25 protein-coding genes and 1 tRNA gene are annotated in these 24,654 nt (G+C 70.2%); 10 read left to right on the top strand and 16 right to left on the bottom strand.

The window, feature by feature from the left end; all coding sequences use genetic code 11:
- Positions 1-79 precede the first annotated feature (79 nt).
- Both KGD87_RS13365 and KGD87_RS13360 read left to right on the top strand, forming a co-directional pair.
- Positions 80-153: transfer RNA gene (locus KGD87_RS13365), tRNA-Arg, on the top strand.
- A gap of 200 nt (positions 154-353) precedes the next feature.
- The gene (locus KGD87_RS13360; protein ID WP_284667814.1) at positions 354-1,571 is read left to right on the top strand and encodes a fibronectin type III domain-containing protein; all 1,218 of its coding nucleotides are present in this window, start codon (positions 354-356) and stop codon (positions 1,569-1,571) included.
- 23 nt (positions 1,572-1,594) lie between these two features.
- On the opposite strand, the gene KGD87_RS13355 is transcribed toward KGD87_RS13360, so the two are convergent.
- The 9 genes from KGD87_RS13355 to KGD87_RS13315 form a co-directional block, all read right to left on the bottom strand.
- Positions 1,595-2,878, bottom strand: coding sequence for a hemolysin family protein (locus tag KGD87_RS13355; RefSeq protein WP_284667813.1), 1,284 nt, complete (start codon positions 2,876-2,878; stop codon positions 1,595-1,597).
- 78 nt (positions 2,879-2,956) lie between these two features.
- Positions 2,957-3,337 carry a response regulator gene (locus KGD87_RS13350; RefSeq protein WP_176420384.1) on the bottom strand — a complete coding sequence of 127 codons (381 nt, stop codon included), beginning with the start codon at positions 3,335-3,337 and terminating at the stop codon, positions 2,957-2,959.
- A gap of 118 nt (positions 3,338-3,455) precedes the next feature.
- Positions 3,456-4,664, bottom strand: a complete 1,209-nt coding sequence (locus tag KGD87_RS13345) for a ceramide glucosyltransferase (RefSeq protein ID WP_284667812.1) — start codon at positions 4,662-4,664, stop codon at positions 3,456-3,458.
- Positions 4,665-4,807: 143 nt separating this feature from the next.
- Positions 4,808-5,494: a phosphate signaling complex protein PhoU gene (gene phoU, locus KGD87_RS13340; protein ID WP_163784444.1), complete on the bottom strand. Its 687-nt coding sequence runs from the start codon at positions 5,492-5,494 to the stop codon at positions 4,808-4,810.
- A gap of 25 nt (positions 5,495-5,519) precedes the next feature.
- On the bottom strand, positions 5,520-6,263 hold the full coding sequence (gene pstB / locus KGD87_RS13335; protein WP_217917689.1) for a phosphate ABC transporter ATP-binding protein PstB: 744 nt from the start codon (positions 6,261-6,263) through the stop codon (positions 5,520-5,522).
- 46 nt (positions 6,264-6,309) lie between these two features.
- Positions 6,310-7,221, bottom strand: coding sequence for a phosphate ABC transporter permease PstA (pstA, locus tag KGD87_RS13330; protein ID WP_284667811.1), 912 nt, complete (start codon positions 7,219-7,221; stop codon positions 6,310-6,312).
- Positions 7,218-8,198 carry a phosphate ABC transporter permease subunit PstC gene (gene pstC / locus KGD87_RS13325; RefSeq protein ID WP_284667810.1) on the bottom strand — a complete coding sequence of 327 codons (981 nt, stop codon included), beginning with the start codon at positions 8,196-8,198 and terminating at the stop codon, positions 7,218-7,220. Before pstC ends, pstA begins: the two co-directional genes overlap by 4 nt.
- A gap of 61 nt (positions 8,199-8,259) precedes the next feature.
- On the bottom strand, positions 8,260-9,081 hold the full coding sequence (locus KGD87_RS13320; protein ID WP_284667809.1) for a phosphate ABC transporter substrate-binding protein: 822 nt from the start codon (positions 9,079-9,081) through the stop codon (positions 8,260-8,262).
- 133 nt (positions 9,082-9,214) lie between these two features.
- Positions 9,215-9,904, bottom strand: a complete 690-nt coding sequence (locus tag KGD87_RS13315; protein ID WP_284667808.1) for a response regulator — start codon at positions 9,902-9,904, stop codon at positions 9,215-9,217.
- A 195-nt stretch (positions 9,905-10,099) separates the two neighbouring features.
- Between KGD87_RS13315 and KGD87_RS13310 the strand changes: the two genes are divergently transcribed.
- The 6 genes from KGD87_RS13310 to KGD87_RS13285 all read left to right on the top strand — a co-directional run bounded on the left by KGD87_RS13310 (position 10,100) and on the right by KGD87_RS13285 (position 16,971).
- Positions 10,100-11,749: a sensor histidine kinase gene (locus KGD87_RS13310; protein ID WP_284667807.1), complete on the top strand. Its 1,650-nt coding sequence runs from the start codon at positions 10,100-10,102 to the stop codon at positions 11,747-11,749.
- A complete protein-coding gene (locus KGD87_RS13305) occupies positions 11,746-13,089 on the top strand; it encodes a sigma-54-dependent transcriptional regulator (RefSeq protein WP_284667806.1) in 1,344 nt (447 codons plus the stop codon). Before KGD87_RS13310 ends, KGD87_RS13305 begins: the two co-directional genes overlap by 4 nt.
- Positions 13,090-13,295: 206 nt before the next feature.
- The gene (locus KGD87_RS13300) at positions 13,296-14,843 is read left to right on the top strand and encodes a SulP family inorganic anion transporter (RefSeq protein WP_284667805.1); all 1,548 of its coding nucleotides are present in this window, start codon (positions 13,296-13,298) and stop codon (positions 14,841-14,843) included.
- Positions 14,840-15,580, top strand: a complete 741-nt coding sequence (locus KGD87_RS13295) for a carbonic anhydrase (RefSeq protein ID WP_284667804.1) — start codon at positions 14,840-14,842, stop codon at positions 15,578-15,580. Before KGD87_RS13300 ends, KGD87_RS13295 begins: the two co-directional genes overlap by 4 nt.
- A gap of 96 nt (positions 15,581-15,676) precedes the next feature.
- The gene (locus KGD87_RS13290; RefSeq protein WP_284667803.1) at positions 15,677-16,519 is read left to right on the top strand and encodes a sulfite exporter TauE/SafE family protein; all 843 of its coding nucleotides are present in this window, start codon (positions 15,677-15,679) and stop codon (positions 16,517-16,519) included.
- On the top strand, positions 16,516-16,971 hold the full coding sequence (locus tag KGD87_RS13285) for a DUF1634 domain-containing protein (RefSeq protein ID WP_284667802.1): 456 nt from the start codon (positions 16,516-16,518) through the stop codon (positions 16,969-16,971). The genes KGD87_RS13290 and KGD87_RS13285 overlap by 4 nt, the downstream gene beginning before the upstream one ends.
- A 6-nt stretch (positions 16,972-16,977) precedes the next feature.
- On the opposite strand, the gene KGD87_RS13280 is transcribed toward KGD87_RS13285, so the two are convergent.
- The 6 genes from KGD87_RS13280 to KGD87_RS13255 are packed head-to-tail and all read right to left on the bottom strand — an operon-like array spanning position 16,978 to position 22,008.
- Positions 16,978-17,472 carry a SixA phosphatase family protein gene (locus KGD87_RS13280; protein ID WP_284667801.1) on the bottom strand — a complete coding sequence of 165 codons (495 nt, stop codon included), beginning with the start codon at positions 17,470-17,472 and terminating at the stop codon, positions 16,978-16,980.
- A gap of 59 nt (positions 17,473-17,531) precedes the next feature.
- On the bottom strand, positions 17,532-18,476 hold the full coding sequence (locus KGD87_RS13275; RefSeq protein WP_284667800.1) for a metallophosphoesterase family protein: 945 nt from the start codon (positions 18,474-18,476) through the stop codon (positions 17,532-17,534).
- A gap of 12 nt (positions 18,477-18,488) precedes the next feature.
- Entirely contained in the window at positions 18,489-19,853 is a 1,365-nt protein-coding gene (locus KGD87_RS13270; protein ID WP_284667799.1) for a sensor histidine kinase, read from the bottom strand.
- Positions 19,854-19,866: 13 nt separating this feature from the next.
- On the bottom strand, positions 19,867-20,547 hold the full coding sequence (locus tag KGD87_RS13265) for a response regulator (RefSeq protein WP_284667798.1): 681 nt from the start codon (positions 20,545-20,547) through the stop codon (positions 19,867-19,869).
- 25 nt (positions 20,548-20,572) lie between these two features.
- A complete protein-coding gene (locus tag KGD87_RS13260; protein ID WP_284667797.1) occupies positions 20,573-21,076 on the bottom strand; it encodes a hypothetical protein in 504 nt (167 codons plus the stop codon).
- On the bottom strand, positions 21,073-22,008 hold the full coding sequence (locus KGD87_RS13255; RefSeq protein WP_284667796.1) for a tetratricopeptide repeat protein: 936 nt from the start codon (positions 22,006-22,008) through the stop codon (positions 21,073-21,075). Before KGD87_RS13255 ends, KGD87_RS13260 begins: the two co-directional genes overlap by 4 nt.
- A gap of 163 nt (positions 22,009-22,171) precedes the next feature.
- On the opposite strand from KGD87_RS13255, the gene KGD87_RS13250 reads away from it, so the two are divergent.
- The gene (locus KGD87_RS13250) at positions 22,172-22,774 is read left to right on the top strand and encodes a YceD family protein (protein ID WP_284667795.1); all 603 of its coding nucleotides are present in this window, start codon (positions 22,172-22,174) and stop codon (positions 22,772-22,774) included.
- A 132-nt stretch (positions 22,775-22,906) separates the two neighbouring features.
- Here the strand turns inward: KGD87_RS13250 and rpmF are convergent, their stop codons facing one another.
- Positions 22,907-23,095: a 50S ribosomal protein L32 gene (rpmF, locus tag KGD87_RS13245; protein ID WP_011554760.1), complete on the bottom strand. Its 189-nt coding sequence runs from the start codon at positions 23,093-23,095 to the stop codon at positions 22,907-22,909.
- Positions 23,096-23,539: 444 nt separating this feature from the next.
- Between rpmF and plsX the strand changes: the two genes are divergently transcribed.
- Positions 23,540-24,601, top strand: a complete 1,062-nt coding sequence (gene plsX, locus KGD87_RS13240) for a phosphate acyltransferase PlsX (RefSeq protein WP_284667794.1) — start codon at positions 23,540-23,542, stop codon at positions 24,599-24,601.
- Positions 24,602-24,654 lie beyond the last annotated feature (53 nt).

Raw genomic sequence — 24,654 nt, 5'->3', positions numbered from 1 at the left:
GCGTCCGTTGTAGGATTGCGTGCTTGCTTCGGCGGGGGAGTTCGGCTACTTGTGGCCCCGCTTCATCCGGAAGACGGTTGCGCGATTAGCTCAGCTGGATAGAGCGTTGGCCTCCGGAGCCAAAGGCCGCAGGTTCGAATCCTGCATCGCGCGCTGGTGGAAGTGCCCGGGATTCAAGGGGTTTTCCTCTCGAATCCCGGGCGCTGCCCCCCTTCTTTGAAGCGTGCCTCCCCATTGCCTGCCCCAGACGCAGGGTTGCTTCCTTTCGTAGGGCCGGGTCTCCACGGCCTCTTCACGGTCGCACGCCTCTTGCGGTACGGAGCGAATGCCCGGTTTCCGGGGGGAGGACTGTCATGATGAACGGACGAATCCGGCTGGTTGCCGCAGCGTGGTTGAGCATTGTTCTGGGGTGTGGTGGCTCCGACGAGAAGCCGCCACCGCAGGGGCCCCATGCGACGTTGCCGCAGGCGCCCTCACTCGTGATTGCGGTGCCGGGTGACGGGCAGGTCACCGTGACGTGGGACGCCCCTGGGGACGGAGGCAGCGCCCTGCTCGACTACGCTGTGCATGTCCATTCCGACGAGGCGGAGGTCCGCGTGGTGACGGTGCCCGCGTCGGAGCGCCGGGCCGTCATCACAGAGCTGGCGAATGGTGCCGGCTACGCGTTCAGCGTCGTCGCCAGGAATGCCCGTGGCAGGAGTGCCGCCTCGGAGCGCTCCGACCGTGTCGTGCCCCATGTGACGCCTGGTGCGGTGGGGAACCTGGTGGCCGTCGAGAGCGACCAACGTGTGACGCTGAGCTGGGATGCCGCGGATGACAAGGGCATGCCGCTGGACAGTTACTTCATCACGCCCTACTTCGGCGCGCAGGAAGGCGAGGCGGTGAGGGTGCCCGCGAGCGAACTGGGAATGACCTTCCACCCGATGACCAATGGGGCGGCGGTGAGGTTCGTTGTCGTTGCCTATAACGGGCACGCGAGGGGGCCCGAGGCCTCCATCGAGGCGACGCCCTTCACGACGCCCGGTGTGCCGGTCGTCACGGCCGTGCCCAGTGGTCAGCGCGTCCGTCTGTCCTGGAGCGTCGAGGACACCGGTGGCAACCCCATCACGTCCTACCGGGTGACGGTGTACCTGGGGGACGAGGTGATTCGCACCGTGGAAACCTCCGAGGCGCGCGCGCTCGTGGAAGAACTGGAGAACGCCACGACGTACCACTTCACCGTCGAGGCGGCGAACGCAGCGGGCTGGGGCGAGGCCTCGGAGCGCATCGCCGCGATGCCCACGCGGTACCCCTCCATGCCCCTCAACGCGATGTGCCAGGGAGGCGACGGGTGGATCTCCTTTTCATGGGAACCACCGGAGTTCGACTACGGCCACCCCGTGACGGAGTACCGCATCAGCACCGTCGTCAATGGGAACAGCACGGACTGGTACACCACTGACTTGAGCTACCACCTCACGGACATTCCCAACGACGGCAAGGCCCTCTCCTTCTTCATCTCCGCACGGAGTGCCGTTGGGTTCGGGGAGTCCGCCGACCTCACGTGCTTCACGCGGCCCGAGCGTCCGTAGAGCGGCGGGGCGTGGTACCGCCCTCACGCCTCCGCGGGCTCCTCGCGCTTGGGCATGTGGAAGCGCACGGAGTCCACGCGGCGGGGGGAGGACGCGACGACCTCCAGCACGAGGCCTCCCTCCGTCTTCACCTTGGTGCCCGGCTCGGGGATGGCGCCGCCGGACAGGGAGATGCACAGGCCGGCCACCGTGGCGTAGTCCTGGTCCTCGTCCAAGTCCAGGGACAGCTCCCGGTTGACGTCGCGGATGCTCGCCGTGCCGAGCACCAGGGCGGTGTCCGGGCCCTCGCGCTTGACGAACTCCTCCGGGACCTCGGACTCGCTGAGGATGTCGCCCACCAGCTCCTCCACGAGGTCCTCCACGGTGACGAGCCCCACCACGCCGCCGCGCTCGTCCACCACCACCGCCAGCTGCATGCGCCGCCGCTGCAGCTCCTTGAGCGCGTCCATGGCCCGCATCGTCTCCACGACGAAGAAGGGCGGACGCATCACGTCCTCCAGGATGATGAGGTTGCCCTCCCACGCCACCCCCAGCAGGTCCTTGGCGATGACGTAGCCGACGATGTTGTCCAGCGTGTCCTCGTACACCGGCATGCGGGAGTGGCCACCCTCCAGCAGGATGCGGCGAATCTCCTCCGGGCTGGAGTGCCGCCGCAGGGCCACCATCTCATCCCGGGCCACGGACAGCTCGCCCACCGTCACGTCGCCCATCTCGAAGGCGCGGGACGCAATCTCACCGGCGTGGGGATCCAACGTGCCCTGCTTCGCCGCCTCCTCCACCAACTGCTGGAGCTCCTCCGTGGACAGGCGGCCTTCCGTGAAGTTCGTCCGGTCGCCGAACAGACGCAGCACCACGTTGGAGCTGGCGGTGAGGAACCACACCACCGGCCGCATCAGCCAGGACAGCCCGCTCAGGGGCCGGCCGATGAGCAACGCGTAGCGCTCTCCGGCGCGCAGCGCGAGCGACTTGGGCACCAGCTCGCCCAGCACCAGCGAGAGGTAGGAGACGAAGGCCACCACCCCGGCGAGGGCCACCTCGTCCGCCTGCTGCTCGGGGACGCCGAATCCGGTGAGCACCCCGCCCAGGCGGGTGGCCATGCTGGCGCCACCGAACGCGGCCGCCGTGGCGCCGATGACGGTGATGCCAATCTGCACCGTGGCCAGGAAGCGCTCGGGGTTGCCGCGCAGGGCCTCCACCGCCTTCGCGGAGGTGCTGCCGTCTTCAATCAGTTCCCGCAGCCGCGTCCGACGGACAGAGATGATGGCCAGCTCCGCGCCGGCGAAGACGCCGTTGGCCAGGACCAGCAACAGGATGATGAGAAGCTCGGTGACGATGATGGCCCTCCTCTCAGGGGCCCCCTACCCTATACGCCAGCGGCGAGCCGCTCACTCACCAAGTGACTGCAAGAGGAGTGACAGTTGGTCGCGGCTCGCACCTTTTGGAAGGTAGTAGTGCGGCCCTGAGAGCAGGGCACTGCCTACATCCTGCGCCGCCGCGGACGTCAGGAAGACGATGCGGGGATGCGGCCCGCGCGGCAGATGCTCCACGACCTCCAGCCCGGACATGCCCGGCATGTTGAGGTCCAGCAGCATCACCCCGTAGCGTCCGCCGCGCCTCAGCGTCTCCAGGGCCTCTTGCCCATCCGAGGCCTCGGTCGTCTCGTAGCCAAGGTCCTCCAGGCTGAGGCGGAGGAACTCTCTCCAGTCCGCGTCGTCATCGACGACCAGGATCCTTCTTGCGCCGTTGTCCGTTGCCAGTCGCGCCAATCGTCCTCCCCCGACCTGAGATGAACGCTGCTGAAGGGCGCCATCATTCTCCGCGAGCGGTGACAAGGTGCTCGCCCAGCATGCGGGCAGGCGGGCCCTGGAAGGGCGCTTCGCCGGGTCAGCCCGCGAGGATGCGGTCGCCCTGGGGGAGCGCGGGCTCGGGCGGCAGGCCCGCGGTGGGCACTGGCATCAGCCGCGTGCCCCGGCCCACGCGCAGCCGGGTGCCGCGCCAGCGCACCGTGCGGGAGAAGAGCGCGTAGCTCCAGGCCGCGAAGAGCAGGGCGTCCTTGGCGAAGACGGCGGGCACCGCGTCCCACGACAGGGGCTGGGGCCGCAGGGCGCGCACGGTGGAGAGGTCCACCGCCACCTTGCCCAGCGCCACCACCAGGCAGAGCGCCGCGGTGTCGGGAGAAGGGGCCAGCATCGCGCCCAGCAAGGCCAGCGGCGTGGGGTTCAGCAGGGCCTGGGCCAGGTACGTGCTCGGAGACACCGCGGTCCGGTGAATCACGCTCCAGCGCAGATAGCGCTGGAAGAAGGACAGGACGCTCTTGCGCAGCGACACGTTGAACACGGGCGTGTGCGCCATCACCACGCGGCGGCCCAGCTTCCGCGTCACCCACTGGCCGATGACGTAGTCCTCCGCCAGCACGTCCTTCACGGAGAAGAAGCCGCCCAGCGCGTCCACGTCCGCGCGGCGCAGCGCCATGGACTTGCCCACCACGAGGTCCTGGCCCGCCAGCCGCTTGGCGGCAATCATCCCCGCCGCCGCGCTGGCGCCCAGGTGCAGGTTGTCCAGGAGCGAGCCGAAGGTGCGCTCGCCAATGCCCGACACCGGGTGGGTGACACAGCCCACCTCCGGGTCCGCGAAGGCCTGGGCAAGCTCCTCCAGGTAGCCCGGCGCCACCCGCGTGTTGCTGTCGCTGATGACCAGCACGTCGTGGCGCGCCCGGTCCGCCAGGGTGATGAGCTGGTTCACCTTCGGGTTGAGGCCCGGCTCGCCCTCCTGCACTTCCAGGCGCATGACGTGGGGCCAGCGGGCGACCGCCGCGCGGGCCACGGCGAAGGCCGGGTCCCTGGCATCCTTGACGCCGAGCACCACCTCGTACTCGCCCGCGTACTCCAACTCCGCGAACTGCGCCAGGTTGGCGTCCAGGTCGTCGTCCACGCCGCACAGCGGCTTGAGGATGGAGATGCCCGGGCGCGGTGTGCCCGGCTTCACGGCGACAGACGGCTCATGCCGGTGGCGCAGCACGAGCGCGAACTGGACGGTGAGGATGAACAGTCCGAGGCAGGCGGCAAGCAGCAGGACGGTGGAGGCGAGCAACATTCGCGGGCAATCCCCGGGGCCGGTGCGCCGTCATGGCGCGACCACGGTTGCCACGCTAGAGGCCTTCCACGTCAGCTCCGCGAAGCGCCCGGGGCGGGCCGGGCAATTCGCGGTGACAGGCCGGTGAAGCCCGCGCCCGCGGGCTACTCCGCCAGGTTGCGGCTCCGCGGGTGACGGATGTCCTTGCCGCGCACCATGTAGACGACCATCTCCGCCACGTTCAGCGCGTGGTCGCCAATGCGCTCCAGGTGCTTCGCGATGAACATCAGCGCCGTGGCGCGGCGGATGTTGCGCGAGTCCTCCATCATGTAGGCGAGGAGCTCGTTGAAGATTTTGAGGAAGAGGGCATCCAGCAAGTCATCGCCCCGGAGCACCTCCTCCGCCTTGGCGACGTCGCCGGAGACGAAGGCGTCCAGCGACATGCGCACCTGCCGCTGGGCCAGGTCGGCCAGCCGGGGCGTGTCCACGTAGGGCGCCAGCGGGGGGACCTGGTTCAGGTCCATGGAGCGCTCGGCGATGTTCACCGCCAGGTCGCCGATGCGCTCCAGGTCGGTGACGATCTTCAGCGCCGTGGTGATGAGCCGCAAGTCGCTGGCGGCGGGCTGGCGCAGCGCGAGAATCTTCCGGCACAGCTCGTCAATGTCCACCTCCAGGCGGTTGACGTCCTTGTCGGCGGCGACGACCTTCTCGGCCAGGGCGCTGTCGCGGTCGGTGAGCGCCTTCATGCTCTGGACGATGAGGGTCTCCACCTTCGCGCCCATCGCGAGCAGCTTCTCCCGCAAATCCCTCAGGTCGGCTTCGAAGGCCTTGTCCGTGTGCGTCGACGGCATGTGTCCGGTCCCCTTTTTCTTCCGCTCACCCGAACTTGCCGGTGACGTAGTCCTCGGTGCGCTTCTCTCGCGGGTTGGTGAAGATCTGCTCGGTGGGGCCGCATTCCACCAGCTCGCCCATGTAGAAGAAAGCGGTGCGGTCGCTGACGCGCGCGGCCTGCTGCATGTTGTGGGTGACGATGGCGATGGTGTACGTCGCCTTCAGCTCGTGGATGAGCTCCTCGATTTTCGCGGTGGCGATGGGGTCCAGCGCGCTGGCGGGCTCGTCCATCAGCAGCACCTCCGGCTCCACCGCCATCGCCCGGGCGATGCACAGCCGCTGCTGCTGGCCGCCAGACAGGCCCAGGGCGCTCTCGTCCAGCCGGTCCTTCACCTCGTCCCAGAGCGCGGCGCCACGCAGCGACTTCTCCACCCGCGAGGCCAGCTCCGCCTTGTCCTTCATCCCGCCCACGCGCAGGCCGTAGGCGACGTTCTCGAAGATGCTCTTGGGGAAGGGGTTGGACTTCTGGAAGACCATGCCCACGCGCCGGCGCAGGTCCACCACGTCCACGCCGCGGTCATGGATGTCCATGCCGTCCAGCAGGATGGTGCCCGAATGCGTGGTGCCGGAGATGAGGTCGTTCATCCGGTTGAGCGAGCGCAGGAAGGTGGACTTCCCGCAGCCGGAGGGGCCGATGAGCGCCGTCACCCGCCGGTCGAGGATGGCCAGGGACACCTTGTGGATGGCCGTCTTGGAGCCGTAGCGCAGGATGAGCTCCCGCGCTTCCATCTTCGCGCGGGGATTCTGGGGTTGGAGGGACATGGCAGGCGTACCGTCAGTGGGCGCTGGCGGCCTTGCGGCGCGTGCGCGTCCGGATGATGACCGCGACGAGGTTGAGGGCGAAGGTGAGCGCCAGCAGCACCAGCACCGTCGCATACAGCGGACCGCTGGCCTCCGTCACGTTCGGTGACTGGGTGGCCATGACATACGTGTGGTAGCCCAGATGCATGAACTGGGAGTTCAGCTGCGTGGGCAGGTCCGGCAGGAAGTAGGCGGCGCCGGTGAAGAGGATGGGCGCCACCTCGCCCGCGCCGCGGGAGATGGCCAGCACCGCGCCGGTGAGGATGCCGGGCAGGGCGCCGGGCAGCACCACTCGCGCCAGCGTCTGCGACTGGGTGGCCCCCAGCGCCAGGCTGGCGGTGCGCTGCTCCAGCGGCACCGCGCGCAGCGCCTCCTCCGTGGAGACGATGACCACCGGCAGCGTCAGCACCGCCAGCGTCAGCGAGGCCCAGAGGATGCTCGGCTGGGCCCAGTGCATCTCCTCGTAGCCCAGCAGCCGGTCCAGGTTGCCGCCGACGAAGAGGATGAAGAAGCCCAAGCCGAAGAGGCCGAAGACGATGGAGGGCACGCCCGCGAGGTTGACGACCGCTACGCGCACCCAGCGGGCGAAGCGGGACTCCGGCGGCGCGTACTCGTGGAGGTACACGGCGGTGAGCACGCCCACCGGCATCACCGCCAGCGTCATCAGCAGCGTGAGCGCGGCGGTGCCGAAGATGGCGGGGAAGATGCCGCCACCCATCATGCCGTCGCTGGGCGGCTGGGTGAGGAAGGTCCAGGAGAGGTGGCGGGCGCCGTTGCGAGCGACGTCCAGCAGGATGAGGGCCAGCATGCCCACGATGAAGAAGGCCGCGAGGGCCGTCAGTCCGGTGAGGCCCAGCCCCACCGCCCGGCGCGTGGTGTACTTCACGAGGCGCTCCCGGTCAGCCGCTGGAGGACCTTCTTCGTCCACGTGGAGGCGACCATGTTGAGGACGAAGGTGAAGATGAACAGCTCCACGCCAATGAAGAACAGCAGTGAGTAATGCGGGCTGCCCACCACGACCTCACCCATCTCCGCCGCGATGGTGGCCGACAGCGAGCGCGCCGAATCTCCCAGGTTCCAGGACACGATGTCCGCGTTGCCTGACGCCATGAGGACAATCATCGTCTCGCCAATGGCCCGGCCAAAGCCCAGCACGCACGCGGCGAGGATGCCGGGGGCCGCCGCGGGCAGCACCACCTTCCACGCCGTCTCCCAGAGCGTGGCGCCCAGCGCCAGCGAGGCCTCGCGGTAGCTGCGGGGCACCGCGGTGAGCGCGTCCTCGGACACGGTGAAGATGACCGGGACGATGGCCAGCGCCAGCGCCAGTCCCGCCAGCGTGCCGTTGAGCGGCCGGTCCAGGTGGAACAGGTTCTTCACCATGGGGGACAGCACCATCAGCGCGAAGAAGCCCAGCACCACGGAGGGGATGCCGGCGAGCAGCTCGATGACGGGCTTGAGCAGCTCGCGCAGGCGGCGCGGGGCGAACTCCGCGACGAAGAGCGCGCTGAAGACGCCCATGGGCACCGCCACCACCATGGAGACCAGGGTGATTTTCAGCGTGCCCACGAACAGCGGAATCATGCTGACCTTGGGCGTGTCCGACACGGGCTGCCACCGGAACGGGTAGCGGCCCTCCTGCGGCAGGAACATCTTGGAGAGGCTGGCCTCGTGGCGGGCCTCCGCGTCGGTGAAGAGCGTCAGCGCCTCCTTGGCCACGAAGACGATGATGAGGACGAGCGCGGCGATGCCGGTGAACGCCATCAGCGTGATGAAGCCCGCGACGGCCTTCTCCCGCAGCTGCCGCCTCCGCGCCGCCGCGGACAGGCGCGGCGCGGCCACGCGTTGCGTGAGACCCTGCTCCATGGTCGCCTGTCTATCCATTGTGACTCAGGGCCTCTTGTGACATTCGTGTGACGCTCCGCGGCTACTTCACGGGGAAGTAGCCGACCTGGGTGACGATGGCCTGACCTTCGGGGGAGAGCGCGAAGTCGATGAAGGTCTTGATGTCGCCCGTCGGCTCGGCGCGCAGGTAGAAGAAGAGGTCGCGCGCCAGCGGGTATTTGCCGCTCTTGATGTTGTCCGCGCTGGGGGCGATCTCCTCGGTGCCCTTCTTGACCTTCAGCTCCTTGATGCCCTCCGCGTAGGCGGCGCCGCCGTAGCCCAGGCTGTTCTTTTCCTTGGAGACGGCGTTCACCACCGCGGCGGTGCCGGGCAGCGTCTGGATGGCGGGCGCGAAGTCCTCGCCGTCCAGCACCATGTCCTTCACGAAGACGTAGGTGCCGGAGGAGTTCTCCCGGGAGTACGCGACGATGGGCGCGTCCGCGCCGCCCACCTGCTTCCAGGTGGTGATGTCGCCCATGTAGATCTTCATCAGCTGCTCATGGGTGAGCGCGCCCAGGGGGTTGGCCTGGTGGACGTAGAAGGTGACGCCGTCCTTGGCCACCGAGCGCTGCACGGGCGGCGCCTTGTAGCGCGCGCGGAGCTTGTCGGACTCCGCCTTCTTCATCTCCCGGCTGGACATGGCGATGTCCGTGGTGCCGTTCTGGAGCGCCGCCAGGCCCACGCCAGAGCCGCCGCCGGTGACCTGGACCTTGATGGTGGGGTGCTTCTTCATGAACGCCTCGGCCCAGCGCTGGCCGAGGATGACCATGGTGTCGGAGCCCTTGATGGTGACGGTGCCCGCCTGGGCAGCGGCGGGGAGCGCCAGGAGGAACACCGCGAGCAGGGGCTTGAGGAGCGATTTCATGGAGGACTTCTCCTGGCTGGAGTGATGCGGATCGGAATCTGGCCGCGGTGTGAGGCGTGCGCGAAGACGCCGCGCTTCTACGTGACGTGGGTGTCCGTTTCGCGTCCGCCGTGTGACATCGCCGTCACGACGCTCAGCCCGCGGTCGGGTCCAGCATCCGGTAGCCGACACCGCGGACCGTCTCCAGCAGCGCGCGCGCCGGGCCCAGCTTGTCGCGCAGGCGCATGACGTGGGTGTCGATGGTGCGCGTCTCCAGGGAGGAGGACAGGCCCCACACTTCTTCCAGCAGTTGCTCGCGCGTCTGCACCCGGCCCAGACGGGCGAGCAGGTGCTCCAGCAGCCGGAACTCCAGCGCGGTGAGGGCCACCTCGCGCTCCTCCACGAAGAAGCGGTGGGACGCCGCGTCCAGGCGCAGGGGCCCCAGCGCCAGCGGCGCCGTGCTCCCGGCCGTGGGCGCGCCGCGGCGGAGGATGGCCTTCAGGCGCAGCACCAGCTCCCGCACGCTGAAGGGCTTCACCACGTAGTCGTCCGCGCCCACCTCGAAGCCGCGGATGCGGTCGGGCTCCTCGCCCTTGGCGGTGAGCATGACGATGAGGACGCCCCGGGACTGGGGGTTTGCCCGCAGCTGCCGGCAGACGTCGATGCCGGACATGTCCGGCAGCATCAGGTCCAGCAGCACGAGGTCGGGGTTCTGCTCCCGGGCGGCCACCAGCGCTTCTTCGCCGGTGTGGGCCACGTGCGTGGTGAGACCAGAACCCCGCAGGTTGAAATCAATGAGCTCCGCGAGGTCGCGTTCGTCGTCGATGATGAGGACATGGGGCATGGCGGGCAGTCACTCTGCGCGCCCCCGTTTCCGAACGTGTGACTCGTGTGCAACAACTTCGTCAGGGCTGGAACACGCGCGGGAACGGGCGACACGGGGCGGTGGCCGGCCCTCCAGCGAGCGTGCCCCCGGCCAGGTGGCCCGTTTGAGCGTGAAGGCGCTGCCGTGCCGGGGTAAACCCCAGGGCGCCCTGTCATGACCTCCGCCCACCCGCCGCCGACCCCACCTCCGCTTCCCACGCTGACTCCCACGCCCGGCGAGCTGGCCCACGCGCAGCGGCGAGGGGGGCGCTCCGCGCTCGTCGGCCTGGGGCTGGTGGGGCTGGTGGCGCTGACGAGCCCCGTGCTGGGCTACGTGGAGGACGTGCGCAACGCGCGCGAGGAGCTGCTGAGCCGGCTGCTCAACCAGGCGCAGGTGCAGTCGGAGGCGCTGGGCGTCCACCTGGGGCTGCTGGAGGCGGAGCTGGCCCGCGTGGCCGGGCACCCCGCGCTGTATCCAGAGAACGGCATCTCCCCGGCGGAGCTGGCCCTGCTGGAGAGCGCCTTCTCTCATTCGTCCCTCTTCTCGGAAGGCGTGGCCCTGCTGACGCCCGCCGGCGAGCGCGTCTGGAGCGACCCTCCGGACATGCCGCTGGGGCGCTCGCCGCTGACGCTGCGGCCCTGGTTTCGCCGGATGGTGGAGGGGAGCCAGCCGGAAATCGACCTGCTGGAAGGGGAGGGGGGGCCCATCGTGGTCGCCGTCCCCATGCTCCAGGAGGGCCGCGTCAAGGGCGTGCTGTTGGGAGAGCTCCGCGCCAGCGCGCTGCCCACACGGCCCACCGCCCAGACGTCGCTGGTGTTGATGGATGACCACGGTCAGCTGTTGATGCCACTGGGGCTCAAGCTGGGCGCCGGGGACACCACGGGGCGGCTGCGCGCGCTGGCGAACATGCCGGGTCCGCTGACGCTGGATGACAAGCAGATGCTGGGCGCGGGCGCGTGGGTGGGCAAGAGCGACCTGCTGCTCGTCGTCCTGGAGGAGGAGACGGCCACCGCGGGCCTGCGGGCGCGCTTCCTGCGGCAGCTGGCGTTCCACATCGCCCTGCTGAGCAGCACGCTCATCATCTTCATCCTCCTGCTGCGGCACTCCTACCGTTCGCTGCTGGCGGCCGAGGAGCGGCTGAGACGCCAGGAGACCATGGCCGCGCTGGGGACGGCGGCCTCGCTCATCGCGCATGAGGTGAAGAACGCCCTCAACGGCATCCAGGCCGCGCTGTCCGTGCTCCGGCACACCCCCGCGGGCAGCGAGCTGCCCGTGGGCGCGCTGCGCTCGCAGGTGGAGCGCCTGAGCCACCTGGCGCGCTCGCTGCTGTCCTTCGGGGCGCCTCGTGCCGCGCTGCGCCGCAGCTGCGAGGTGCACCTGCTGGTGCAGGACGCGCTCCAGGGCGTGAAGCTGCTGCCGGAGTCAGAAACCGTGGCGCTGACGACGTCCCTGGAGGAGTCCCTGTGGGTCCAGGGGGATGCCGCGTTGCTGGTGTCCGCCATCGACAACCTGCTCCGCAACGCGGTGGAGGCGGGCGCGGTGGCGAAGGACACGGGGATGCAGCTGGCGCCGTGGGTGAGCGTGCGTCTGACGCGGGACGACCATGACGCCGTGCTCGTGGTGGAGGACAATGCGGGCGGCGTGGACCTGCGGCTCGAGCCCAGGTTGTGGGAACCTTTCGCCACCGGGCGGGCCAAGGGCGTGGGGCTGGGGCTGCCCATGGCGCGGGCCTCCGTGGAAGCCCACGGTGGCAGTCTGAACTATGTCCGGAGTCCGCTGGGGAGCCGCTTCACGCTGCGCCTTCCGTTGGAGGTGGCCAGATGAGCACCTATCTGCTGCTGGTGGATGACGACCGGACCTTCGCCTCGCTGGCGGCCTCCGTGCTGCGCCACGAGGGCTTCCGCGTCACGTTGGCGCATTCACTCCATGACGCGCGCGCGGCCATGTCCCGCGAGGCGCCCGACCTGGTGGTGTTGGACCGGCGCCTGCCGGACGGGGACGGCATCGACTTCCTGCCGGAGCTGCGCGCCCAGCTCCCGGACACACCCGTGTTGATGGTGACGGCGCACGGCGACATCGCCAGCGCGGTGGAGGCCATCCAGGCGGGCGCGCGCGACTACCTGTCCAAGCCGGTGGAGCTGGATGACCTGGTGCTGCGCGCCCGCCGCGCCGCCGCGGACCTGCAGCTCCAGGAGCGGCTGCGTCAGGCGGAGAGCGAGCTGGGCGGAAGGCGGCGCCTGTCGCGTCCGCACTCGCCGAAGATGCTCGCCGCGCTGCAGATGCTGGAGCGCATCGCCAAGGCGCCGCGCAGCCCGGTGCTGCTGCTGGGCGAGACGGGCGTGGGCAAGGAGGTCATCGCGCGCCACCTGCACGCGCTGCAGGGCGGGCAGGGCTCGTTCGTCCACGTCAACTGCGCCGCGCTGCCCGCCACCATGGTGGAGAGCGAGCTCTTCGGCCATGAGCGCGGCGCCTTCACCGACGCGCGCACCGCCCGCCGCGGCCTGGTGGAGGTGGCCGCGGGCGGCGTGCTCTTCCTGGACGAGGTGGGCGAGCTGCCTCTGCAGCTCCAGGCGAAGCTGCTCACCTTCCTGGACAAGGGCGCCTTCCGCCGCCTGGGTGGCACCGCCGAGCTGAGCAGCAGCGCGCGCGTGGTGACGGCCACCAACCGCGACCTGACGAAGGAGGTCGCCGAGGGCCGCTTCCGCGAGGACCTCTACTTCCGCCTGAGCGTGTTCCGGGTGGACATTCCGCCGCTGCGCGAGCGCCGCGAGGACCTGCTGCCGCTGGCGCAGTCCCTGGTGGCGGAGCTGTGCGCCGAGCTGGGGCGCCGGCCCGTGGGCTTCTCCAGCGCCGCGCGCGCCCGGCTGGAGGGCTATCCGTTCCCCGGCAACGTCCGCGAGCTGCGCAACGTGCTCGAGCGGGCCCTGGTGCTGGAGGCCGGACCCGAGCTGGAGCTCGCCTCCCTGGAGCCGCAGGGCGCCAGCGGCCCGCCCGCCGTGGACCCCGACGCCTTCGTCGTCCCCGGTGCGCCGCGGCCCTTGCAGGACGTGGAGCGGTTGTACGTCCGGCACGTCCTCGCCCGCCTGGAAGGGCGCCGCATGGAGGCCGCCCGGGTGCTGGGGCTCTCCTATCCCACCTTCCTCCGCCGGCTCGAGGAGGAGTAGGCGCGGGGCACTTCAAGATTCTTGAGGCCCGTGACCTCAAGAAACTTTAAGTCCGGGTCCGGGACTTAAAATCGCTTTCATATTCCCAGCCGCAATCAAAATGCGTTCCCTCTGAGCCAGGCGGAAGGGGGACGGCACGCTCTTTGCGGAGGGCCTCCACGTGATTCTGCGCGCGCGGCAGTCGCGGCGACTTGTGTGGAGGTGTGATGTCGACTTCGAAGAGCCCTGAGGGCGCTGCTTCCCCCTGGAAGACGCTGGGCGCGGACCTGCCTGCCTCCCTGGTGGTGTTCCTGGTGGCGTTGCCGTTGTGCATGGGTATCGCGTTGGCGTCGGGCGCGCCCATCGTCAGCGGACTCATCGCGGGTGTGGTTGGCGGCATCGTGGTGGGGCTCTTCGGCGGCGTGCCCCTCCAGGTGAGCGGTCCGGCGGCCGGCCTCGCGGTGATGGTGTTCGGCTTCATCCAGCAGATGGGGCTGGCCATGACGTGCGCGGCGGTGGCCGTCGCGGGCGTGCTTCAGATGATTCTCGGTGGGCTGAAGGTGGCGCGCGGCGCGCTGGCCATCTCCCCCGCCGTCATCCACGGGATGATGGCCGGTATCGGCATCCTCATCGTCCTGGGGCAGGTCCACATCGTGATGGGTGGCTCGCCCCAGTCGAGCGCGTGGCAGAACGTGAAGGAGCTGCCGGGGCAGATCGCGGACCTGCATGGCGCGGCGACGCTGCTGGGCCTGCTGACCCTCGGCCTGATGGTGGCGTGGCAGTTCGTTCCCGGGAGGCTGAAGAAGGTCCCCGGTCCGCTCGTGGCCGTGGTGGGCGCGACCGCGGCGGCGACCTTCCTGGGCGCGGACGTGGCGCGGGTGGAGCTGCCGGAGAACATCCTCTCCAGCATCCAGCTGCCCACCTTCCCCAAGGGGGACTGGGTGGCCTTCGGCACGGCGGTGCTGTCGCTGGCGCTGGTCGCGAGCGCGGAGTCGCTCTTGAGCGCGGTGGCCACGGACAAGATGCACACGGGCCCCCGGGCGAACCTGGACAAGGAGCTCTTCGGCCAGGGCCTGGCGAACACGATTTCGGGGCTGGCGGGCGGCCTGCCCATCACCGGCGTCATCGTCCGCAGCGCCACCAACATCACCGCCGGCGCGAAGACGCGGCTGTCGGGCACGCTGCACGGCGTGTGGCTGCTCCTGTTCATCACGCTGCTCGGCTCGGTGGCGGGGCTCGTTCCCCTCACGGTGCTGGCGGGTCTGCTCGTCTTCGTCGGCGCGAAGCTGGTGAACGTGCACCACATCCGTGAGCTCCATAAGCGCGGCGAGCTGGCGGTGTACCTGGTGACGGTGGCCGGCGTGGTGGGCGTCAACCTGCTGGCCGGCATCGGCATGGGCCTGGCGTTCGCGGTGCTGCGCCTGCTGTGGCACCTGGGCAGCGTCAAGGTGGACGTGCACCCGCAGGCGGACGCGTCCTATCTGGTGCGAATCTCGGGCGCGCTGACGTTCGTCGGTGTCCCCAGGCTGTCCGTCGCGCTGGCGCAGGTTCCTTCGGGCTCCAAGGTGGAGCTGGACCTGGCCGTGCAGACGCTGGACCACTCCGGGCACGAAGCCCTGGAGAGCTGGTGCGACACGCATCGCAAGACGGGTGGCACGGTGTTCACCGAGTCGCTCGAAGACGTCTGGAGCCGCAAGGGCACGCTCAAGTCGAGCAGCCCCGCGGTCGTCGAAGGTCCCAATCACAACTCGCTTGTCTCTGGAGGTGCGCAGTGAGGAAGCTCATCCGCGGTCTGTTGGACTTTCAGCTCAACGCCCGTTCCAAACACCGGGAGAAGTTCGAGCTGCTGGCGCAGGGGCAGACGCCGGATTGCCTCTTCATCGCCTGCGCGGACAGCCGCGTGGTGCCCAACCTGCTCGTGTCCACGGACCCGGGTGACCTGTTCGTGATCCGCAACGTCGGCAACATGGTGCCGCCGTCGGACTCCAAGGGGCAGTCCACGGGCGACCAGTCCGAGGCGGCCGCGCTGGAGTTCTCGCTCCGCAACCTGCCGGTGGAGGACATCGTCGTGTGCGGCCACTCGAGCTGCGGCGCGATGAAGGCCGTCCTCGCTGGCGGCGTGGGGCCGGAGAACCCGAACCTCAGCGGCTGGCTCGAGCACGGCAAGGCCGCGCTCCAGCGGATGGAGGCGAACCCGAAGCTGGGTGAGGGCCGGTCGGACTACGACCGCCTGTCCCAGAACAACGTGCTGCTGCAGATGGCGCACATCTCCAGCTATCCGTGGGTGAAGGCGCGTCTGGATGCGGGCACCCTGCGGCTGCACGGCTGGTGGTTCGACATTGGCACGGCGCAGGTCCACGCCTGGCGTCCGGCGCTGGGCCGCTTCGTCCCCATGGACGAACTGGTGGGCGAGGCCCTGCTGCGCGAGCTGGGCACGGACACCCACGACCACGGCGTGCTCGCCCACGGCAACGGTGCTCAGCGCCCGGCGGCGGCGGCCCGCGCGCAGTAGCCCGGTGGAAGCAGGCGACCAGGGGAGCGGCTCGAATCGAGCCATTCTCCTGGTGGCCAAAGGCCGGTGAGGGGGAGAGGATGGGGAGCGGCTTCAATGACTCCCTTCCTCTTCATGATTGTCGTCCTGGGGTTCTCCGTGGGCGCGGGACTGCTGGGCTCGCTGCTGGGTATCGGCGGCGGGCTCATCCTGATTCCCGTGCTCACGCTGCTCCTGAAAGTGGACATCCAGTACGCGGTGGGGGCGTCCATCGTCTCCGTCATCGCCACGTCCAGCGGCGCGGCGGCGGCCTACGTCCGCGACCGGATGGCCAACACCCGCGTGGCCATGTTCCTGGAGCTGGCGACCACGGCGGGCGCGCTCAGCGGCGCGTTCATGTCCGGGCTGGTGGGTGGGCGCGGGGTGTACCTCGTCTTTGGCTGCGTCATGGCGGGGTCGGCGCTGGTGATGTTGCGGCGGATGCGCGCGCGCGACGAGGCCCCGGTGCCCGCGGACGCGCTGGCGGACCGGCTGGCGCTGCACGGCAGCTACTGGGACGAGTCGCGGGGCCGTGAGGTGCCCTACCGCGTCACGCGGCCGCTGGCGGGCCTGGGGCTGATGTACGTGGCGGGCACGGTGAGCGGCCTGCTGGGCATCGGCTCGGGCGCGCTCAAGGTGCCGGCCATGGACCTGGCCATGCGGTTGCCGCTGAAGGTGTCCACGGCCACCAGCAACTTCATGATTGGCGTGACAGCGGCGGCCAGCGCGGGCGTCTACTTCGCGCGCGGCAACATCGACCCGTTCATCGCGGGGCCGGTGTGCGTGGGCGTCACGCTGGGCGCCTGGCTGGGCTCACGCCACCTGATGGCCCGGGTGAACAGCACGTGGCTGCGCGCGCTCTTCGTGGGCGTGCTGCTGTGGGCGGCCTTCGAGATGCTGCGCAAGGGGTGGGCGCCATGAGCGAGGCCCCGAAGCCGGAGCCGCGAAGCCCCGACGCCGCCACCGTGGCGGTGCAGGACGGCGGCGAGGACGCCTCGCTGCTCCAGCCGGAGCTGCTCATCAGCGACCTGCTGCGGTACGGCGTGGCCGCCAGCCTGGCGCTGGTGACGCTGGGCACCGTCGTGACGTTCTTCCGCCACCCGGACTACCTCGTCTCATCCGAGGCCTTGCAGCGCCTCACCTCACCGCACCCGGTGCCGCACACGCTGGGGGACGTCGTGACGGGGGCGCTGGCCGCCCGGGGCCAGGCGTTCGTCATGGCGGGGCTGCTGGTGATGATGGCCGTGCCGGTGATGCGGGTGGCCCTGTCGCTGCTCATCTTCCGCCAGCAGAAGGACCGGCTCTACATGGGCATCACCGCCACGGTGCTGGCCATGCTCATCCTGTCCTTCCTGCTGGGCGCGGTGCACTGAGGCGCGTCAGCGCAGGTCGCCGGGGCGCTTCACGGGCTTGCCCTGCATGGCCCACCACGCGAGCGTGAAGCCGCCGTTCTTCAGGGGATGGAGCGCCAGCGCCGCGCCCTTGCGCAGCTTGTCCGGCAGCTCATGCTCCAGGGCGCGAATGGCCGCGCGCTCCAGCGAGGGGTTGTGGCCCACCAGGGCCCAGCCCGCGCCGCGCTCGCGGCCCAGGTCGACGATGCGCTTGTGCGCGCCGCGCTGGGGGAGCAGGGCGGGGTGGACCTCCACGCCGGACACGCCGAAGGCCTCGGCGAGCAGCTCCGCCGTCTGGACGGCGCGCACCAGCGGACTGGTGATGATGCCGCGCAGGGGCGTGAGGCGTGCCAGCTTGCGTGCGTGGTGGCGGAAGGCGGCGCGGCCTTCCGGGGTGAGGGCGCGCGCCTCATCGCCCAGGACGTGAGAGTCCTCCGCGACGGCGTGGCGGATGAACAGCAGCGGCAGCTCGCGTGAAGACATGGTGAGCGCCGTGAATCACCCCTGGCGGCCTCGCGCAAGCAACGGACTGGCGACAACGTCTACCCTTCAAAGTCGTTGAGCGCGTCCGGGGGCAGCGGCGCCGCGCCCGTCACGGTGCCGTCCATGTCCGTGGGCAACGAGGCGGGGTCGACCGCCGGGGAGGGGCGACTGTCCATGGGCGTGGCCGCGGCGCGCGAGGCGGCCCCCGGCGGCGGACGGAGCACCGGGCCCGGCGGCGGCAGCCCGGAGTGGCGCCGCGCGGCCTCCAGCAGCGCGTTGTGGTGGCGGTAGCGCGCCTCCACCAGCTTGTGGACCAGCAGCGGCCCGCCGGGGACGCGGCGCGCGGTGAGGGCCTGGGTGGCCTTGCGCACCGGGTAGCGCACCCGGCGAATCTGCACCCGCCAGCCCTTGGGCGTGAAGGTGAAGACGCCGTAGGCGGGGCGCAAGTCTCCGTCCCGGGGGATGCCCGCGCTGGCCACGTCCGCGATGAGCATGCGACCCACGCGGCGGCGGTAGGGGAAGTGCAGGTGCCCGAAGGCGCAGGCCGCCGCGTCCAGGTGGCTGAAGAAGCGGCGCACCGCGACGTCATCCAGCGTGGGGTCCAGCGACTCCTCGAGGTTGCGCGGGTTGGCGTGGCAGACGAAGAGGTCCTGGCCCTTGCGCGGCGTGTAGCGCACGGAGAAGGGCAGGGCGCCCAGCTTCTCCAGCAGCGCGCCGCCCAACTGGTCCCTCGTCCAGCGCAGCAGCTCCGTCTTCCAGTGGTCCTTCTCCCGGTAGGCCCCGCCCAGGTAGTTGCCCGCCAGGTAGCAGTCGGTGTTGCCCATCAGGATGGAGTCACACCGGTCGAAGAGCAGGTCCACCGTCTCCCGGGGATGGGCGCCACGCAGCGCCAGGTCACCGGCCGCGACGATGTAGTCGGGCGCCACAGAGCGCGCGATGTCCTCGAGGACGGCCTCGCAGGCAGGAAGATTGCCGTGGATGTCCGCGAGGATGGCGACCCGCATGGTGCCGCCATCCTACCCTGTCGCCGCGCCTGATGAAGCCGCCAGGGGCAGAAAAATGGTGAAGGTGCTCCCCTCGTTGGGTTGGCTCTCCACCTTGACCTCGCCATCCATGGCCTGCAGCAGATGCTTGACGATGGACAGCCCCAGGCCGGTGCCGCCCATGTCCCGGCTGCGGCCCTTGTCCACCCGGTAGAAGCGCTCGAAGATGCGCGACAGGTGCTTGGGCTCGATGCCCACCCCCGTGTCCTTCACCCGCACCACGCAGCGGCCTTGCTCGCACGCACCGTAAACCTCCACCCGGCCACCCGCGGGCGTGTACTTCACCGCGTTGTCCAGCAGGTTGAGCAGCACCTGCTCCACGGCCCGGGTGTCACCCACCGCGAGGAGCCCTTGGGGGACATGGAGTGAAACGACCTGGCCCTTGCTCTCGGCCTTGGGGCGCACGGTGTCGGCTGCGCGGGCGGCGGCGTCGGCCAGGGGGACGTGGGCGAGCTTCAGGCTCACCTCGCGCGACTCCAGGCGGGACAGCTCCAGCAGGTCCTCGACCAGCTCGGACAGGCGTTCGGACTGACGGTGGATGATTTCCACCATCTTCGGCGCCATGACGGGGTCATTGAGGGCGCCGCCCTGGAGCGTCTCCGCGTAGCCGCGGACGGCGGTAATCGGCGTGCGCAGCTCGTGCGACACGTTGGCCACGAAGTCCTTGCGCACCTTCTCCAGCCGGCGCAGCTCGGTGACGTCGTGGAAGACGGCGGCGCTGCCCGGCAAATCCTTGGCCAGCGGCGTCACCCGGATGGAGAGCGTGCGCGGGAAGAGGCCGTCCAGCGTGAGCTCCAGGTGGCTGGACGCGCTCTCCCGGCAGGCGCGCATCACGGCGTCGTGCAGCGCCTCGTTCCGGATGAGGGCCAGGGGGCGCTGGCCGGTGAGCGGGTTGCTCGTGGAGTCCAGCATGGCCCGGAGGGCGTCGTTGTGGCGCACCACCGTGCCCTCTTCGTCCGTCACCCAGATGCCCTCCGCCATGCCGTCCAGGACGGCGGTGAGGGTGCGCGCGTCCTGGTTGAGCACCGTGTTTCGCGCGGACAACTGGGCGTGCAGCGAGTCAATGGCGCCTTCGAGCCCGGCCACCTCGTCCAGCCGCTCGGGGACGACGGGGGTCGACGTGGGGGGGCCGCCATCGGCGCGGTCTCGGGTGTGGCGGGCCAGCAGGTCGAGCTGCCGCTGCAGCGTTCCGCGGCTCACGCCCAGGGACATGAGAGAGCCGGCGAGCGCGACGAGCGCCGCGGCGACGACCTCCTTCGGCCCGTCGAGGAGGGCGACGAGCGTCGCGACGACGACGGCGGGCAGCAGGAGCGGGAGGAGCGTGGCGCGCAGGGGCATGGGCGGGGCGGCCTTACGCGGGGCTGAGCTTGTAGCCCACGCCGCGCACCGTCTCGATGATGTCTCCGGCGGGGCCCAGCTTCTCGCGCAGCCGCTTGATGTGCGTGTCCACGGTGCGGGTGTGAATCTCCGCCTGGATGCCCCAGACGTCCGACAGCAGCACCTCCCGCGTCTGCACCCGGTCCGAGCGCTCCAGCAGCGTGCGCAGCAGGCGGAACTCCAGCGCGGTGAGGAGGACCTCCTCGCCCTTCACGCGCACCTGGTGGCGGGTGGTGTCCAGGCTGATGTCGCCGGAGGCGAGCACCGCGGCGGGTCCGTCCTCCGCGTCCGCCCGGCGCAGCACGGCCTTGACGCGCAGGAGGAGCTCCCGGACGGAGAAGGGCTTCACCACGTAGTCGTCCGCGCCCAGCTCCAGGCCCTGCACCCGGTCGGTCTCCTGGCCCTTCGCGCTGACGATGATGACGGACGCCTTGCGCAGCTCGGTGTCCGCCTTGAGCATGCGCAGCACCTCGCTGCCCGCCACGTCCGGCAGCATCAAGTCCAGCAGCACCAGGTCCGGCGGATGCGCGCGCGCCTTGGCGAGCCCGCTCGCGCCGGTGTTGGCCGTCTCCGTCTCGAAGCCCGCGGCCCGCAGGTTGTAGTCGACGAGGCCCGCCAGGTCCTGCTCGTCCTCGATAATCAGGATGCGCGACATGAAGTCCTCTTGAGTCCCGCCGCGCTCAGGGCGCGATGGACGGATTGCAATCTCCACCGGTCAGCGTCAGGGGCGCGGCAATCACCGGGGCGTTGTCGCCCGCGTTGACCTCGCGGAGGTAGTTGCAGGAGCTCCCCAGGAAGCCGGGCGGGGTCCCCGTGGTGATGGCCTCGATGACGAGCGCGTAATCTCGGCCCACCGGCACGTCCACCGCCAGCTCCAGGCTTCCACCCGACTGCAGGGTCGCCAGGTCCACCGGGAAGCGGAGGGCCCGGCCCTCGCGGCCCTGGGTGTCCTTCAGCACCACCAGGTCATCACGCCGCACCTGGGTGCCCAGGCACGTGCGCTGAATCTCGGTGCAGCTGCGGCTGGAGCCCCGCGTCACCACGGCCACCTGCAGCGCCTGGACGTCGTTGGCCACCGCGCGCTCCATCGTCAGGGCGAGCGGAAAGCGGCCTGAGGGCTCGGCGTCGGGGCCACACGCGGCAAGGCCGAGCAGCAACAGCGCAGGCAGGAGGCGCAGGCTCATGGGACGGGGGGCTCCACGCGGATGGTGATGGGGACGCGGCCTCGCTCCTCGGAGGAGGTCAACGCCACGATGCCGGCGGTGGCGCCAATGGCCACCGCGCCCACGCCCACCCAGAGCCAGGGGCTCTTGTACCAGGGGCGGGAGGACGCGGCGTCGGCGGCGCCGGCGCGCACGGCCTGGGGCGCCACCTGGAAGATGAGCGGCTGGAAGGAGTCCCCCCGGCCCGCGAGCCGGCGCTGCGCCGCGTCCGCGACCTCGATGTAGTACTCCATCTCGTAGGCCTCGGCCTCGGTGGGGACCTCGTAGGCCGGCAGCACCGCGCGGTAGCGCTCGCGGGGGCGGCCGTCGGGACCTCGCTCGCGCGCGAAGTCCACCGAGTTGTAGGCCTCGTCACCGGCGCGCCGGTAGAAGAGGCGCGCGCGGGCGCCCAGCGCCAGGTCCTGGATGTCGGCCTCCACGACGACGGGCTCGCCACCCGGCGGATCCGGAATGGGGTCCACGTCCAGGGTGACGGGGCGGACGCGCCGGCTCTTGATGTCCTCGCGGATGCGGGCGTAGAGCGCGCGCAGCTTGGGCGGGGAGCTGCGGGGGAGCTCGTACTCCGGCCGGGCCTGGAGCAGCTTCTCGTAGGCGTCGCGCGCCTGGGGCTCGTCCCCCAGGTAGAGCGCCGTGAGGCCCAGCAGCCGGTACATCTCCACCAGTTGATCATCCGTCAGGTCCGGCGCGTCCAGGCCTTCCAGGAGGGTGCGCCGCGCCTCTTCGAAGTCGCCCTGGTCGAACTGCTCGCGGGCCTCGGTGATGGCCGGACTGGCCGGGCCGAGCTGCGAGAGAACAGGCTCAGGAAAGAGGGGCCGGCTCCAGCCCGGTCGGGCTCCCAGGCCCAGCACCAGGAGGAGGGCCCACCCGCGCAACCGCCAGCCGTGTCCGTGCATCGATTCGAACCTATCAAAACGTTATCGAGAGAATCCACGACGGCCGGCCCATTGGGGGTGACGGCGCGGTGACATCTTCGTGGCGGTGTTGCACGAGGGCGTGTTGACGCTGGAGGGGCCGCCCTCTATGTTGCGCGCCCCTTTTTGCCTGGAAGCAGCGTAAATGCTCGTAAAGGTTGATCAAATCAAGGACGCAGGGCTGAAGCTCGAGGAGCCCGTCAATCTCGAGCTGCTCGGTGAGACGCTGGGAGGCGCGGCCTCCGGCGAGGATACCGGATTCCGGGCCACGGCCCCGGCGACATTGAAGGCGTCGCTGCGCAAGCTGAGCGGCGGCGTGCTGCTGGAGGGGCGCTTCACGGTGGACGTCACCAGCCCCTGCAAGCGCTGCCTCGCCGACGTGGCCACGCAGGTCCCCGTGGAGTTCACCCTCAACCTGGTGCCGGAGTCGGTGGCGCGCGGCGACGACTTCAAGAATGACGACGAGAAGGCCATGGAGAAGAAGGAGCGCAGCCAGGGAGAGGCTGGCGGCTCCTTCGGGCTGGACGACGCGGATCAGGAGCTCTTCGACGGGAAGGTCATCAACCTGGACCCCATCGTCCGCGAGCAGCTCCTGCTGGCCCTGCCGATGAGCGCCGTGTGCCGGGACGACTGCAAGGGCCTGTGCTCGCAGTGCGGCGCGAACCGCAACGACGTCGCCTGCGCCTGCGAAACCCGGCCCGTGGACCCGCGGCTGGCGCCGCTGAAGAACATCAAGCTCAGCAACTGAAGTGCGCCTGGCACGCGGGGCCGCCTCGTGAGAGGGGGCTCCGGAACGACAAGGGCCGCGGCCTCCACAGGATGGAGACGCGGCCCGTCGTGTTTCACAGCACCCGGGAAGGGCGCTGTCTTCGGCAGTGCGTCAGGCCTCGGCCTGAGCCACGACTTCACGGCCCTTATACTGGCCGCAGGACGTGCAGGCGCGGTGAGGCATCACCGGCTCCTTGCAGTTCGGGCACTTGGTCACCTGCACGGCGCTCCGCAGGTTGTTGTTGGCCGCACGGCGGCGGTCACGACGCATCTTCGAAGTACGCTTCTTGGGGACACCCACGGCTCACCTCTATATTCGACTCCGACCCGGAGCGTTCGCGCCGGTCCGGACCGGTTGAGTCCAAAGTCTTTCGCGCTGTGCCGGGGTCCCCGGCTCCGTGCGCAACACTCTCTCTGCTCGAAACCGGCCTGGGGCGGTCGCACGAAGGCTCCCGTACTCCATGTCCGGCTTCGGAAGGCGGCGGACCCTAGCGGCTCGAAGCCCCCGAGTCAATGCGGCAACGCGGGAGGGCCCGACAACTCCCGGGCACCGTCTATCCCGGACGGTGCCCGGTGACAACGCCCATGGCGCGGAGGCCATTCTTCTGGCCCTGCCCCAAGGCGTGTCAGCCAGTCGTTGCCCCCCTGGAGGGTTCCTGCTGTGCTGCGCGCCGCCCGCCCCCGGCGGGTGGGATACCGACACCAACAGCCGCCGGGACGCCTGGCGGGCAAGGAGAGGGTGGGGATGAGGCTGGTGCTGGATGCCATGGGCGGCGATCACGCGCCCGCCGCACCCGTGGAGGGTGGGGTGCTCTTCGCGCGGGCCCACCCCGGCCATGAGGTGCTCCTGGTGGGGGACGAGGCGAAGTTGGCGCCCCTGCTGGGCAAGCTGAGGCCTCCGGCCAACCTCCAGGTCCACCACGCCTCGGAGGTCGTGGAGATGGACGAGCACGCCTCGGCCGCCTTCCGCCGCAAGCGGGACTCCTCCCTCCGGGTGGGCTTCGAGTTGGTGCGGGACGGCCGGGCGGAGGCGCTCGTCTCGGCGGGCAACTCCGGCGCCGTCATGGCCGGGGGGCTGCTCTCGCTGGGGCGGCTGCCGGGCGTGGAGCGTCCGGCCATCGCCGCGCTCTTCCCCGCGCTCAAGGGCGGCGGCCGCTGCCTGCTGCTGGACGCGGGCGCCAACGTGGACTGCCGCCCGTCGCACCTGGCCCAGTTCGCCGTCATGGGAGAGGCCTACGTGCGCGCGCGCATGGGCGTGGCCCGGCCCCGGGTGGCCGTGCTCTCCAATGGAGAGGAGTCCTCCAAGGGGACGCCGCTCACCCGGGAGGCCAGCGAGCTGCTGCGGCGCTCGGACCTGGACTTCGTGGGTTACGTGGAGGGCAAGGACCTCTTCTCCGGGGAGGTGCAGGTGGTGGTGACGGACGGCTTCACCGGAAACGTCGTCCTGAAGACATCCGAGGGCGTGGGCATGGGCGTCATTGGTCTGCTGCGTCAGGCCATCGAGCGGCGCGGAGGGCTGGCGGAGAAGGTGGGGGCGATGCTGCTCCAGCCCGCGCTGGCCGGGCTGCGCCGGGTGGTGGACTACGCCGAATACGGCGGGGCGCCCCTGCTGGGCATCCAGGGGGTGGGCATCGTCGCGCATGGGCGCTCCACGCCCCGGGCCCTCTTCAACGCGCTGGGCGCGGCGCTGGCCATGGCGGAGGGCGGCGTGCAGGCGGAGTTGACGCGTTGCATCGAGCGCGCGGGGGCGTGGCTTCCGACCCACCCGAAGGGAAAAAGGGCGACAGACGCGGGCGTTTCCGATTAGAGGCTGCGGCCCCGGCCGCTGAATTAGAGGCTGCGGCCCCGGCCGCTGAAGAG

It is taken from the genome of Myxococcus sp. SDU36, assembly GCF_030168875.1.
GTDB classification, from domain to species: domain Bacteria; phylum Myxococcota; class Myxococcia; order Myxococcales; family Myxococcaceae; genus Myxococcus; species Myxococcus vastator.
Note: the sequence above shows the minus strand (reverse complement) of the source record. Positions and strands in the feature narration are given on the sequence as shown.

What these genes read in the sequence shown, in the direction of transcription:
- KGD87_RS13310 (WP_284667807.1), top strand. Translation starts at nt 10,100, where the DNA reads ATGACCTCCGCCCACCCGCCGCCGACCCCACCTCCGCTTCCCACGCTG.
- KGD87_RS13260 (WP_284667797.1), bottom strand. Translation starts at nt 21,076, where the DNA reads ATGAGCCTGCGCCTCCTGCCTGCGCTGTTGCTGCTCGGCCTTGCCGCG.
- KGD87_RS13320 (WP_284667809.1), bottom strand. Translation starts at nt 9,081, where the DNA reads ATGAAATCGCTCCTCAAGCCCCTGCTCGCGGTGTTCCTCCTGGCGCTC.
- KGD87_RS13280 (WP_284667801.1), bottom strand. Translation starts at nt 17,472, where the DNA reads ATGTCTTCACGCGAGCTGCCGCTGCTGTTCATCCGCCACGCCGTCGCG.
- KGD87_RS13265 (WP_284667798.1), bottom strand. Translation starts at nt 20,547, where the DNA reads ATGTCGCGCATCCTGATTATCGAGGACGAGCAGGACCTGGCGGGCCTC.
- KGD87_RS13275 (WP_284667800.1), bottom strand. Translation starts at nt 18,476, where the DNA reads ATGCGGGTCGCCATCCTCGCGGACATCCACGGCAATCTTCCTGCCTGC.
- phoU (WP_163784444.1), bottom strand. Translation starts at nt 5,494, where the DNA reads ATGCCGTCGACGCACACGGACAAGGCCTTCGAAGCCGACCTGAGGGAT.
- KGD87_RS13250 (WP_284667795.1), top strand. Translation starts at nt 22,172, where the DNA reads ATGCTCGTAAAGGTTGATCAAATCAAGGACGCAGGGCTGAAGCTCGAG.
- KGD87_RS13290 (WP_284667803.1), top strand. Translation starts at nt 15,677, where the DNA reads ATGACTCCCTTCCTCTTCATGATTGTCGTCCTGGGGTTCTCCGTGGGC.
- KGD87_RS13285 (WP_284667802.1), top strand. Translation starts at nt 16,516, where the DNA reads ATGAGCGAGGCCCCGAAGCCGGAGCCGCGAAGCCCCGACGCCGCCACC.
- KGD87_RS13255 (WP_284667796.1), bottom strand. Translation starts at nt 22,008, where the DNA reads ATGCACGGACACGGCTGGCGGTTGCGCGGGTGGGCCCTCCTCCTGGTG.
- pstC (WP_284667810.1), bottom strand. Translation starts at nt 8,198, where the DNA reads ATGGAGCAGGGTCTCACGCAACGCGTGGCCGCGCCGCGCCTGTCCGCG.
- KGD87_RS13315 (WP_284667808.1), bottom strand. Translation starts at nt 9,904, where the DNA reads ATGCCCCATGTCCTCATCATCGACGACGAACGCGACCTCGCGGAGCTC.
- pstB (WP_217917689.1), bottom strand. Translation starts at nt 6,263, where the DNA reads ATGGAAGCGCGGGAGCTCATCCTGCGCTACGGCTCCAAGACGGCCATC.
- plsX (WP_284667794.1), top strand. Translation starts at nt 23,540, where the DNA reads ATGAGGCTGGTGCTGGATGCCATGGGCGGCGATCACGCGCCCGCCGCA.
- KGD87_RS13305 (WP_284667806.1), top strand. Translation starts at nt 11,746, where the DNA reads ATGAGCACCTATCTGCTGCTGGTGGATGACGACCGGACCTTCGCCTCG.
- KGD87_RS13360 (WP_284667814.1), top strand. Translation starts at nt 354, where the DNA reads ATGATGAACGGACGAATCCGGCTGGTTGCCGCAGCGTGGTTGAGCATT.
- KGD87_RS13345 (WP_284667812.1), bottom strand. Translation starts at nt 4,664, where the DNA reads ATGTTGCTCGCCTCCACCGTCCTGCTGCTTGCCGCCTGCCTCGGACTG.
- KGD87_RS13300 (WP_284667805.1), top strand. Translation starts at nt 13,296, where the DNA reads ATGTCGACTTCGAAGAGCCCTGAGGGCGCTGCTTCCCCCTGGAAGACG.
- KGD87_RS13270 (WP_284667799.1), bottom strand. Translation starts at nt 19,853, where the DNA reads ATGCCCCTGCGCGCCACGCTCCTCCCGCTCCTGCTGCCCGCCGTCGTC.